We start from the raw sequence: 12,561 nt of genomic DNA, 5'->3' as shown, positions 1-12,561 counted from the left end.
TTGGGTTTAATACAAGATAATATTTTAGAAATCATGTTGCTTATCGGAGTTGTATTTCTTGCGATAGGTTTTTTTATGCTCTCTATTCCTGTTGGCTTTATCGTAACAGGTGCATTACTTTACGGTACGAGTATAATTTTGGTTCGTCTGGGAAAGGAGAGGATTGAGTAAATGGGTTTTTTATTTACGAGAAGTGAAAGGAAAATCAGAGCAGAAACAAATGAAAGTCCAATAGGTTTATTTATGTCAGGTCAAGATTCATCTTTATTAGTCAATGGTTATACAAAGCTTTCGGACAATCCAGAAGTGCAAACAGCAGTCCATAAAATAGCTAATTTAGTTTCTACAATGACAATTCACTTAATGGAGAATACGGATGATGGGGATGTAAGAATTAAGAATGCTTTGTCAAGAAAGCTTGATATAAATCCTTATTCTTTGATGACAAGAAAAACGTGGGTGTACAACATTATTTATTCGATGTTACTTGATGGTAGAGGGAATAGTATTGTTTATCCTGTTGTTGAAGATGGAATGATTTCGGAACTAATACCATTACAACCATCGAAAGTAAATTTATTAGAAACTAATAATGGGTACTCAATCCGTTACGGCTCTAGAGTCTTCAACTATGATGAAGTTCTTCATTTTGTTTATAATCCTGATCCAGAATATCCGTGGAAGGGAAAGGGTCTACAAGTAGTCCTGAAAGACTTAGTACACAATTTGAAACAAGCAGCTCATACAAAGAAGAACTTTATGAGTGATAAATGGAAACCTCCGTTAATCATTGCTGTGGATGCTTTAACAGAAGAATTATCAAGTGATGATGGTAGAGAAAAAATTCTTAAAAAGTACGTGTCCGATACGGACACAGGTATGCCTTGGGTAATTCCTGCTGATTTAGTGAAAGTGGAACAAATTAAGCCTTTGACTTTAAATGATTTAGCAATTAACGAAGCGGTTGAATTGGATAAAAAGACTGTTGCTGGACTCATAGGAGTGCCAGCTTTTTTCATGGGGATTGGACAATTTAATAAAGATGAATATAACAATTTTATTGATACAACTATCCTTCCAATTGCGAAAGGAATCGAACAAGTGTTAACAAAGGGGCTTTTATATCAGCCAAATTGGTATTTTAAACTTAATCCTCACAGTTTATATGCGTACTCAATTACAGAAATTGCAGCAGTTTACAGTGATTTATATGTAAAAGGGTTATCTCCGGGTAACGAAGTACGCGATAAAGTGGGACTATCACCTATGAATGGATTAAATGAACTTGTAATGCTTGAAAACTACATTCCAGCAGACACGATAGGACTTCAAAAGAAATTAATACAAGGTGGTGATAAGAATGAATAAGGAACGTGGGAATGTAATTCAAATTAGGAGTGCAGTAAGTGAGTTGCAAACTCGTAATGAGCAAGAAAATGAGTACATTATAGAGGGCTATTTTGCTGTCTTTGGAAAAGAAACGGAACTTTGGAAGGGTGCTTTTGAAGTAATAGCACCAACAGCATTTGATGATACCTTAAGCAATGATATTAGAGCGTTAATTAATCATGATTCTGCACTTGTACTTGGTCGAAATAAATCAGGAACATTGGAATTAAAAATAGATTCTAGGGGACTGTGGGGAAAAATTCGTCTGAACCCTAAAGATACAGATGCAATGAATTTATATGAACGTGTAAAGCGCGGTGATGTAGATCAATGTTCATTTGGTTTCAACATCATAGATGAATCTACAGAGTGGTTTGATGATGGAAAAGTTAAATGGACAATTAATAAGGCTGATTTACACGAAGTTTCAGTAGTTACATTTCCAGCTTATGAAGAAACAAGTGTGCAAGCTAGACATGCTCAATTTGAGCAAATGAAAGAGCGGAAATTTGAACAAAGAAAACAAGAATTGAAAGCGAGGCTACAAAGATGACTTTAAAACAATTAATGGTTAGTAAGAAAATTGAACAACGTAAATCAACATTAGTAGATTTGATGTTGCGTGAAGAAGAATTTCAAAATCGAAGTGCAGAACTAGTTGCAGCGTTGGAAGAAGCAAAAACTGATGAAGAAATTTCGACCGTGGAATCTGAAATTAACAAGCTGGACAGTGATAAAGAAGAAGTTGCTAGTAAAAAATCTGTTTTAGAAGATGAAATAAAAACACTTGAAACGGAATTAGAGCAGTTAAATTCAAATGCTCCTACCAATCAACAACGTTCTATGCAATTACAAAATCAAACAAGAGGTGAAGAAAACATGAATCGTTTACAAGTTCGTGAATTATTAAAAACAGGCGAATACTACGAGCGTAGTGAGGTAAAGGAGTTTTACGATCAGTTTAAAAACCTCCGTGCCGTAACAGGTGGAGAATTAACTATTCCAGAAGTAGTAGTGAATCGAATTATGGACATAATGGGTGATTTCACAACACTTTATCCACTTGTCGATAAAATCACTGTAAAAGGTACAACTCGTATTTTGGTGGATACAGATACAACAGCAGCGACTTGGATTGAACAAAAAGCAGCTATTCCAACTGGTGACGTAGGAACAGTTACGGCTATTGACTTTGATGGTTTCAAAGTAGGTAAAGTAACATTTGTAGATAATTATTTATTGAATGATTCAATTATTAATCTGGATGACTATGTAACAAAGAAAATTGCTCGTGCCATCGCAAAGGCTTTAGATATTGCGATTGTAAAAGGTGAGGGCGCAGCGAATAAACAACCAACTGGTATTGTACCTTCTCTAAAAACAGAACATAAAGTAGAAGTTAAAGCGGATGCAAATTTGGTTAAAAATACTGTCAAACAAATTGGGTTAATTGATACTGGTGAAGATACTGTAGGGGAAATTGCTGCTGTAATGAAACGCTCGACTTATTATAATCGTTTCCTTGAATTTTCAATTCAGGTGAATGCGGAAGGTAATGTTGTTGGTAAATTACCTAACTTAAAGCAACCTGATTTATTAGGTTTGCCAGTTGTATTTAACAATGGTGTGGAAGTGGATCAAGTCCTTTTTGGTGAATATGATAAATACACTCTAATTGAACGTGAATCTATTACTATCGACAATTCGGAACATGTTAAATTTGTCGAAGATCAAACTGCTTTTCGTGGAAAAGGACGTTACGATGGGAAGCCAACTAATGTAGATGCGTTTGTATTAGTTACTATCAAAGATGTTGAAGGAGTAGCAGGAGCGTAATTATGAAAGGGTGATATAAGTGGCAAAATATAAAGTTATTTATATGTTTCGTGACTTGAAAGACAATGACCATATTTATAAAGTAGATGATAAATATCCACGTAAAGGGCGTGTAACAAAGGCACGTATTGATGAATTGTCTTCAACTGATAATAAAATTGGCATACCACTAATTGAAGAAATAAGTGAGGACGGTGAGGAGTGATGGAAGAAACCTTACTTGCTAACTGTTTGCAATTATTGAAGTTAGATTTAAGTATTACACATAATTTGCGTGATACCTATTTTATTAACATTTTGAAAACAGCTAAGAAGGAAATAGAAAAAATGGGCGTTAATATGGCTGAATCTACTAGTGTAGAAGATACTCAACTCATTGTGGATTATGCTGTATGGAACTACAGAAAACGTCAAGAAGACGTAGGGCTTCCTAGAAATTTGAAATTCCGTATTCATAACCGTGTTATTCAAAAGGCTGGTGCAAGTGATGCCGAGCCTTAAACAATCTGTACAAAATGGTCAACACATATCAAAAGACGATGTGTGTTTTTTAATGTCCTCAACTATTATTCTTGATGAAATGCTTCAAGAAATAGAAACCACTTTACCAGAGTTGGTATACTGTGCGCCTGTAAGTATTGGTCAACGCGAATTTTCCGTCACAATGCAAGTAGGATTAAAAGCGCAATTAACTTTAATCATCGACCATGATGAATATGATGGCGAAAAAGAAGTTGAATATAATCGTGTGAAGTATTCAATATATCGGACATTTGTACGTAATGACGGTGATATTGAGCTGTATTGCGAGGTGCGTAAAGGTGTCAATTGACGTTGAATCATTGGCTGCTGAAATAAATCGCACTCTTGCATTATATGCTCGTCAAACAGAAGAAAAGATAGATGTTATTTCAGAAAAAGTAGCAAGTGACGGTGTAGAGTTGTTGAAAGCTGATTCGCCAAAATCACCTATGGGCGGTGATTATGCAGCAAGTTGGGATTATAAAAAAGTTGGTAAAAAGTTTATCATTCACAATAAGAAACATTATAGGTTAACGCATTTACTTGAAAAGGGACATGCAAAGGTGAATGGTGGTAGGGTTGGGGCAAGAGTTCATATTGCGCCAGTGGAGGATAAATTGATAAATGAATTTAAGGGAGAATTACAAAGGGGGTTGAGTGAATGACTCTAACTGAATTAGCTCATAAATTAAATTCTTTGTATCCTACTCGCTATTCTCATTTCACAAGTACCCAAGAACCACCATTCATTTGCTATTTAGATGATGGGTCTAATAATTTTTATGCTGACAATAAAGTCTTTGTAGAAGGAACGCTTGTAAATATTGAGTTATATACAAAAACAAAAGATTTTACGGCAGAAAAGAAAATAAAAGAGATGTTAAACGAAAATGAAATACCATACGAACAAACCCCTACCGTTTTTATTGAATCGGAAGGGGTCTTTCAATGTGTATTTTCAGTTACATTAATTTAAAAAATCGGAGTGTGAAAAGTATGTATAACGTATTAAATGGTAAAAAAATCACGCAAAATTCGAATGATAAAATTACTATTCCGTTTCATTGGAAACCAATCATGGATTTAGATATCCAGTTCTTTGCAGAAAATAAAGTTGAATTTGGATTAAGTAATGTTCACTATGCACCGTATACCGAGGGTACTAATAATGAGATTATTTTTGAAACACCAATTCCAATTCCGGGTGCAGTAAGCATTACTTCTGAACCAATTGGTGAGGCAACGAAATTCTTCGCTGATAACATGGTCTACTATGTTGTTAATAGTAACCAAGGATATGAGGCTACATTGAGTATTGCACTTATTCCACAGCAATTTGCAATTGACGCATTAGGAGAGGAACTTGATTCAACAGATGGGGTATTAAATGAATTGGCGAATGCCCAAGGTAAACCGTTTGCGCTTTTATTCCAGTTCGAAGGAGATCAAAAGGCAACTCGTCATGTTTTATACAATTGTACTGCTAATCGTCCAAGTATCAGTGGTAATACAAAAGAAGAAGGTACAGAAGTATCACCAAACGAATTAACGCTTACTGCATCGCCTATAAAAATTGGTGAAAAATTGATGGTAAAAACAAAGACAACATCAACAACTAAAGAAGAAATATACAGTAATTGGTTCAAAAAGGTATACCAAAAAATTGCAACTGTTGAGGGCGCGTAAGAGGAGGGTAACCAATGGAAATTACATTACCTATTGATGGGAAAGAAGTACCTTTTAAATCAAATGGCGCGGTTGCAAAGCGTTATATGATGCAATTTCAACGTGATTTGTTAAAAGATATTCTAAGTATGGGTGTTGCAGAAAAGAGCTTTGATGATATGAGTCAAAGTGAAAAAATCCAATGGATTCGTGAACATGTTGATTTCAATATGTTTTTCGATATTGCTTGGGTTTTTGCTAAAACGGCAAATAATGAAATTCCTGAACCTATGAAATGGTTAGAATCATTTGATGAGTTCCCGATTTTGGATATCATTGAACCGTTACAAATGTTACTTGAAAAGACGATTGCTTCTAAAAAAAAATAACAAGTAGCAATGCTGTTGAATCAAGTCGCCCAATTAGCACAGAGCAATTTTTAGTGTTATGTCGAGAATGTAACCTTTCGCATGATGATTTGGAAACAATGACTTTTGGTATGTGTTTAGATTACATTGATGAGTATTTAGAAACTAAAAATCCGAATAAAAAAGAAGCGAAAGTTCGCAAAGCAACACAAGCAGATTTCGATTCATTCTAGCACTTACCTTTTGGTAGGTGCTTTTTATTTTTAGAAGGTAGGGGGTAGGTGGAATGAATGTCTAGTGGTCGAATACAAGGGATTACAATAGAGATTGGTGGAGATACAAGAGGGCTGACGGATGCTTTAAAAGATGTTAATAAGGAAAGTAATAAAGTTGCTAGTGAGTTAAAAGAAGTTGAACGTGCTTTGAAATTCGATCCAGGGAATGCTGAATTAATCGCTCAAAAACAGCAGCTTTTAGCAGAGCAAATACAAAAAACTAGTGAAAAACTAGATGTTTTAAAAACTGCTCAATCACAAGTAGAAGCTCAATTTAGAAGCGGTGAAATAGGAGTAGAACAGTACAGGGCATTTCAACGTGAATTAGCAACTACTGAAGCAAAGATGCAACGTTACAATGCTCAAATAGATAGCACTGCTGTTGAACAAAGTCGATTGGCGCGTGCTACAGGAGAGTTATCGGCTTTTTTTGAAGCAACGGGTACAGATGTTAACCAATTCGCTGACTTATTGGGCACACGTTTAACAAATGCAATTAGAGATGGTTCTGCCACTACGGATCAAATGAATCGTGCTTTACGTATAATGGGACAACATGCATTAGGTGCTGGCGTTGATATTGACCAAATGAGAGATGCGCTAAGGAGAGCAGCCGAAGGAGCTGATTTAAGTGGAGTTCGACAAGACTTAGCAAGAATCACTCAAGAAGCTAATCAAGCGGAGGAAGCTGTCAATGGATTTGGTCAAGAATTATCAGGAGTGGTTGCAGGACTAGCAGCGGGCGGAGGAATTGCGGGAGTTATAGAAAAAGCATTAGATGTTTCTAGTTTGAATACTCAAATTGAAATGTCTATGAACCTGAACGAAGCCGATACTAAAGCAGTTAGGCAGACAATTATGGAAACGACGGCTGCGATTGGTGATGAGGAGGCAGCATACGAGGGTGTACGAAGACAATTAGCTCTTAATAAAGACGCTTCTATCGAAACTAATCAGGAAATCATAAAAGGCGCTGCTGCTATTTCACATGCCTATAAAGAAATTGATTTTAAAGAGTTGATTCAAGAATCACATGAAATAGGTAAAGAACTCGGTATCTCGCAAAAAGAAGCTTTAGGTCTTGTTAACGGTTTATTAGATGTTGGATTTCCGCCAGAACAATTAGACATCATTTCAGAGTATGGAAGTCAACTTGTCATGGCTGGTTACAATGCTGAACAAGTGCAAGCAATAATGGCATCGGGTGTTGCCACTGGTACATGGAATATTGATATACTTTTGGACGGTTTAAAAGAGGGAAGAATTGTAGCCGCTGAATTCGGTCAGGGTATCGACAAATCTATGCAGGATGCTATTAAAGGTACTAATATCAGTGAACAACAATTAGTTAAATGGGGTCAAGCAGTAGCTTCGGGCGGTCAAAATGGTGTGAAAGCCATGCAAGAAATGAATCAAGCCTTGTCATTAATAGATGATGATACCAAACGAAATGAACTTGGTGTGAAAATGTACGGTACGCTTTGGGAGGAACAAGGAAGCAAGGTTTCGCAAACAATTCAGGGTATGAATGAACATATCAGGACGGCAGCGCAAAACACCGAAGCATTAAATGGTGATGTTTCAACATTAGAATCAGACCCAGCTTATCAATTAGCGGTAGCGATGGGGAGTATTAAAGAAGCGTTAGAGCCTGTATTGGCTAGTATTGCAGATTTTGTTGGCAAAATAGCTGAATGGGTAAGTAATAATGCAACATTAACAGCAGCAATTGTTGCAATAGTTGCCACGATTGCAATTCTTGCAGGTGCGTTTATGGCTTTAATGCCAGCGGTAGGTGGGCTTGTAACTGCATGGCCAGCTTTAGTAGCTGCAATAGGGACTATTTCTGGACCAATTGTTCTGATTGTTGCTGCGATAGCAGGTCTTGGAATCGCGCTTGTGGCTGCATACAAAAATTCTGAAACATTTAGAGAAAATGTGAATAGTGTATTTCAGGCGATAAGGGATGTTGCAGTCACTGTATTTGAAACAGTGGCTTCTTTTATTGGTGAAAAAGTAGCTCAAATAAAGCAATTTTGGAGTGAGAATGGCACTCAAATTTTACAAGCTGTACAAAATGTCTTTAATGGCATAAAGGCTGTAATAGAGTTTGTCATGCCAGCGGTTAAATTTATAGTCGAAACTGTATGGAATGCCATTAAACAGGTCATTGATGGTGCATTGAATGTCATAATGGGGGCTATAAAAGTTTTTAGCGGGCTGTTCACAGGGGATTTCTCAAAATTGTGGGAAGGCGTAAAGCAGATTTTTAAAGGAGCTATTGATGTAGTAGTTGGTTGGATGACATTAAGCTTCTTTGGTGGAATTAAAACAATCGTTATGAACTTGGCTAAAACGGGTGTAAATCTGTTAAAAGGCATGTGGGATAACATTGTTAGCTTCTTTACTTCAATGGGCACAAAAGCATCAACCACTGTATCGAATTTTTCTACATCTGTTATTAACTTCTTTAAAAATTTGGTTACTAATTCAGTTAGTACTATTTCCAACATGGTTAATTCTGTCGTGAATTTTGTTAAGAACTTAGCTACCAATTTCGTGAACATCATTTCAACTATGAAAACAAATGTTTTAAATAAGATGAATGAAATTAAAGATGGTCTCATTAATAAAATTAAATCTTTACCTGAACAATTTACGTCAATTGGTAGAGATATAATTAACGGTCTCATTAAAGGTATTTCTGCCATGACTGCAAATGCTATTGAATCCATTACTGGAGTTGTGGATGGTGTAGTAAGTAAAGCAAAGAGTTTGCTTGGTATCCATTCACCTTCAAAGGTTTTTGAGCAAATTGGTTTATGGACAGGCGAGGGTCTTGTAAACGGCTTAGATGGTTCACAATCTAAGGTACAAAAATCAATTGAAGAATTAGGCGGAATATTAATTGACGTTGCTGAAAATAATTTAGATGAAGAAAAGAAGATTACTACAGCATCAAAAGAAGAAATCGCTAAAATTGAAAAGCGCGCTACAGAAAATATTGAAAAAATACAACGTGATGCAGCTAAAAAGAAAAGAAAATTAACCGCCGATGAAAACTTGAAAATCGAACGCATAAAAGAAGATAGTGCAAAAAAGGTTGCTGATATTGAGAGCAAAGCTACTAAACAAAAAGTAGAGTTAATTACAAAAAATCAAAAAGAAATGTTAGAAGAAATTAAATTATATATTAGCGACAAACAATCACTTGAAGAAATGAGCTTAGAACAAGAAGCTGCACTTTGGGAAAAATCTATTGCACTTTTCGATGAAGGTACGAAAGAACGTGTAGAAGCTCAAAAAGCATATAAAAAAGCCGTGGAAGACATTAACAAAAAAGAATTGGAAAATGTTAAACAAAATATAGCTGATAAAAAATCTTTGGAGGAACTGTCTTTAGTAGAAGAAGCGAAAATTTGGGAAAAAACCATTGGCTTGTTTGATGAAGGTAGTAAAGAACGAATAGAGGCACAAAAGGAGTACCGAAAAGCATTAGAAGCAGTGAACAAAGAGATAGTTTCCATTAACAAAGATTATCAATCACAGATAAAGCAAATAAATGATGATCTATTAAAAGAAGAAGATAGATTAAACAAAGAGTATAAGACGGCTTTTGACAATCGCGTATCAACGCTTATGTCATATGCAGGTACGTTCGATGCTTTCAAAGTTGATTTAAATCGTACAGGTCTTGAACTAATGTCTAATTTACAAGGACAGGTTGATGGATTTAAACAATGGCAATCTGAATTTGAAACCTTATCAAGTAGAGGTGTTAATAAAGAGTTACTTGAAGAACTTTCATCATTAGGTGTAAAAGCTTTGCCAGAACTTGTGGCTTTGAACCAATTAACTGATGAACAATTAACCCAATACAGCGCACTTTATCAAGAGAAATCACAACTTGCAAGAGAGCAAGCGGAGAAAGAGTTATTAGGTATGAAAACTGATACTCAAACAAAAATTGATGAAATGCGAAAGGCTGCCAATGATGAATTATCAAAATTAAATAACGAATGGCAAGATAAAATCAAAGCTGTTACACAAGGGACTAAATCGGAGCTTTCATCCTTAAAGCAAATTGGTGTAGATGCAGGTAATGGGCTTTTAGAAGGTCTTTCATCCACAGCTGGAGCATTATATGCTAAAGCGCAAGAAATTGCAGATAACATTGCAAGAACAATAGCTGCTGCATTAGATATTCATTCACCTTCAAGGGTAACAATGGGCTTTGGTGTTAATATCAATGAAGGTCTCATTAAGGGGATGGAAAAGTCTAGTGGTAGATTGCAACGTGCTATGAATAATGTTTATGGTTCACTTGCAAGCAGTGCTGAAAAGTCTGTTTCAAATAAGACAGCTATAGTTCAAGCAAATACGCCATCTACAACAACGACTACAAAAACAGAAAATCATTATCATATGAGTTTTACAAGTCCAAAAGCACTTGATCCATACGAGTCAGCCAGAATGGCTAAAAACGCATTAAAAGAAATGGGATTACAGTTTTAAAAGGGGGCTAGGACATGATTGAGTCTTTCCAAAGGCGAGAGAAATTAATTTTTGATAATCATCGAGGGCAGACATTTGAAATTTCGGTGTCTAGCCCTTTTTATTTAGACGGCGCAGATGGACTAGAAGTATTAGAAAATGAATTTTATAACGTAAAAAATTATAACGAGGACGGCACTAATATAAAGGGTTCTAGCGTCAGAGAAAGAAACATTGTGATTAATGGTCGTATTCGATTAGATAAAGATATTAACAGAACAAAGATTATTCGTTTTTTTAATCCTAAACATCAATTTACACTGAAATATACCAATGGAGATATTGTTCGTTATATTGATTGCAAAGTTGAAAAGACACCAGTAGTCAGTAGGCACGACATTCCTGAATTTATGATTTCATTTTTATGTCCGAATCCTTGGTGGTACACAGAAGAACAAAAGTATGAGATTGCTATGTGGGTAGCTGCCTTTGAATTTGAGCTGGAAATTGATGCGGAAGGAGACGGTATTGAAATGGGCTATCGAGAGACGAATAACGTAGTCAACGTTTTCAATGATAGCGATACAGCCTCTCCTCTACGTATTCAATTTAAAGCTATTGGAAGTGTGGTTGATCCGTACATTGAAGTAGTAGATACTGGGAGAATTGTAAAAATCGAAGCTACCTTAAAAGGTGGAGATGTTGTTACTGTTAATACAAAGCGTGGAGATGAGTACGCCATTCTTGAACGTAACGGACAACAGATTAATTACTTCAATTATCTTTCACATGATTCCGATATTCAATTAAGTGTGGATGTTGGAGATAACTTGATTCGCTATGATGCTGCTGAATTTGTATCTAATTTAGAGGTGTCTATTTACTTCACACCTCAATTTGTAGGGGTGTAGCCATGCTATATGTATACAACGAGAATTTTCAAAAACTAGGATACATCGGTAAGTTTTCTTATCTACTTTGGAGAAAGAAGTATGGACCATTTGCCGAAGCGGAGTTGCATGTCGATGTAACAATGAAAAATATTGAGTTGTTGAAAAAAGGAAATATTATTCATCGGCAAGATGATAATGAAGCAATGTTTATTTATTATCGCCAATTTGATGACAGTAGTGGAGTGGATCAATTAGTAATTAAATGCTTCTCTCTGACACGATGGACAGACAGACGTATTTTGTGGAAGCAATACGACTTCAATGATACGCCTGAAAAAATAATGAGACAAAGTATCATTGAAAGTATGATAAGCCCAACTGATCCAGCTCGTAAAATTCCGCAGATACAACTAGCTATCATAAAAAATATTGGTCAAGCTGTTCAACAGCAAATTTCATACAAACAGGTGTATGAAGTATGTGAGAGTTTATGTACTACACATGAAATTGGAATGCGTTCTTTATTCGATGGTAGAAAGCTCGAATATGATTTTTATGAAGGGGTAGACAGAACGATTAATCAAAGTTTGAATCCACGTATTATCTTGTCAAAGAATCGTAGTAACTTGCTTAAACGTACGTACGAGGATGCAGACAATGATTTAAAAACAACAGCTCTAATAGGCGGTGCTGGCGAAGGTACAGTGCGTAAGATGGCGAGTATTGGGACATCTATTACAGGGTTAAATAGACGTGAAATATTTATTGATGCACGCGAGATTTCGGATACAAGAGACAGTGACGGCGAGCAGATACCGATTCCAGACGGTGAATACAACAATTTACTTGTAGCTAAAGGCAACGAAAAGATAGCAGAATATACGGAGTTCATCGGCTTTGATTGTGAGTTAGATGTGACCAAAGAAAATACAAAATACAACGAAGATTTCTTCTTGGGTGATTTAGTCACGATTAAAGATGATGATTTAGGGATTTTAATGAATAGCCGTGTGATGCAAGCAGATGAAGTATTTCAGGAGGATGGTAAATCAATCTACGTGACGGTTGGTAAATCAGTGCCTACTCTTCCGCAGGCTATAAAAAGGATGGTGAAGTAGC

The 12,561-nt window shown here is 35.9% G+C and carries 14 protein-coding genes; all 14 read left to right on the top strand.

What is annotated here, in order from left to right; translation table 11 throughout:
• The 14 genes from I5435_RS19360 (at position 1) to I5435_RS19290 (ending at position 12,560) form a co-directional block, all read left to right on the top strand.
• Positions 1–171 (top strand): hypothetical protein, encoded by a 171-nt coding sequence (locus tag I5435_RS19360; protein ID WP_231785112.1) that lies wholly within the window; start codon positions 1–3, stop codon positions 169–171.
• Positions 172–1,368 (top strand): phage portal protein, encoded by a 1,197-nt coding sequence (locus I5435_RS19355; RefSeq protein WP_337982807.1) that lies wholly within the window; start codon positions 172–174, stop codon positions 1,366–1,368.
• Positions 1,361–1,942, top strand: coding sequence for an HK97 family phage prohead protease (locus I5435_RS19350; RefSeq protein WP_025220560.1), 582 nt, complete (start codon positions 1,361–1,363; stop codon positions 1,940–1,942). Before I5435_RS19355 ends, I5435_RS19350 begins: the two co-directional genes overlap by 8 nt.
• Positions 1,939–3,225: a phage major capsid protein gene (locus I5435_RS19345; protein WP_231785110.1), complete on the top strand. Its 1,287-nt coding sequence runs from the start codon at positions 1,939–1,941 to the stop codon at positions 3,223–3,225. Before I5435_RS19350 ends, I5435_RS19345 begins: the two co-directional genes overlap by 4 nt.
• 19 nt (positions 3,226–3,244) lie before the next feature.
• Complete coding sequence (locus I5435_RS19340; protein WP_231785109.1) at positions 3,245–3,430, top strand: hypothetical protein; 186 nt, start codon at positions 3,245–3,247, stop codon at positions 3,428–3,430.
• The gene (locus tag I5435_RS19335; RefSeq protein ID WP_231786360.1) at positions 3,430–3,726 is read left to right on the top strand and encodes a hypothetical protein; all 297 of its coding nucleotides are present in this window, start codon (positions 3,430–3,432) and stop codon (positions 3,724–3,726) included. Before I5435_RS19340 ends, I5435_RS19335 begins: the two co-directional genes overlap by 1 nt.
• Positions 3,727–3,778: 52 nt before the next feature.
• Positions 3,779–4,057, top strand: coding sequence for a hypothetical protein (locus I5435_RS19330; RefSeq protein ID WP_038510614.1), 279 nt, complete (start codon positions 3,779–3,781; stop codon positions 4,055–4,057).
• Positions 4,047–4,412, top strand: coding sequence for an HK97 gp10 family phage protein (locus I5435_RS19325; RefSeq protein ID WP_337982806.1), 366 nt, complete (start codon positions 4,047–4,049; stop codon positions 4,410–4,412). The genes I5435_RS19330 and I5435_RS19325 overlap by 11 nt, the downstream gene beginning before the upstream one ends.
• Positions 4,409–4,723: a hypothetical protein gene (locus I5435_RS19320; RefSeq protein WP_337982805.1), complete on the top strand. Its 315-nt coding sequence runs from the start codon at positions 4,409–4,411 to the stop codon at positions 4,721–4,723. Before I5435_RS19325 ends, I5435_RS19320 begins: the two co-directional genes overlap by 4 nt.
• Positions 4,724–4,824: 101 nt before the next feature.
• Complete coding sequence (locus I5435_RS19315; RefSeq protein ID WP_038510611.1) at positions 4,825–5,433, top strand: major tail protein; 609 nt, start codon at positions 4,825–4,827, stop codon at positions 5,431–5,433.
• 14 nt (positions 5,434–5,447) lie between these two features.
• Complete coding sequence (locus tag I5435_RS19310; protein ID WP_025220552.1) at positions 5,448–5,801, top strand: hypothetical protein; 354 nt, start codon at positions 5,448–5,450, stop codon at positions 5,799–5,801.
• A 269-nt stretch (positions 5,802–6,070) separates the two neighbouring features.
• Positions 6,071–10,570, top strand: coding sequence for a hypothetical protein (locus I5435_RS19300; RefSeq protein WP_337982804.1), 4,500 nt, complete (start codon positions 6,071–6,073; stop codon positions 10,568–10,570).
• Between the two features lie 14 nt (positions 10,571–10,584).
• Positions 10,585–11,460 carry a phage tail domain-containing protein gene (locus tag I5435_RS19295; protein ID WP_337982803.1) on the top strand — a complete coding sequence of 292 codons (876 nt, stop codon included), beginning with the start codon at positions 10,585–10,587 and terminating at the stop codon, positions 11,458–11,460.
• A gap of 2 nt (positions 11,461–11,462) precedes the next feature.
• Positions 11,463–12,560: a siphovirus ReqiPepy6 Gp37-like family protein gene (locus I5435_RS19290; protein ID WP_337982802.1), complete on the top strand. Its 1,098-nt coding sequence runs from the start codon at positions 11,463–11,465 to the stop codon at positions 12,558–12,560.
• The last annotated feature ends 1 nt before the right edge of the window (position 12,561 follow it).

The sequence above is a fragment of the Lysinibacillus sp. C5.1 genome (genome assembly GCF_016350185.1).
Lineage (GTDB): Bacteria > Bacillota > Bacilli > Bacillales_A > Planococcaceae > Lysinibacillus > Lysinibacillus sphaericus.
This window is presented reverse-complemented; position numbering and strand designations above follow the sequence as displayed.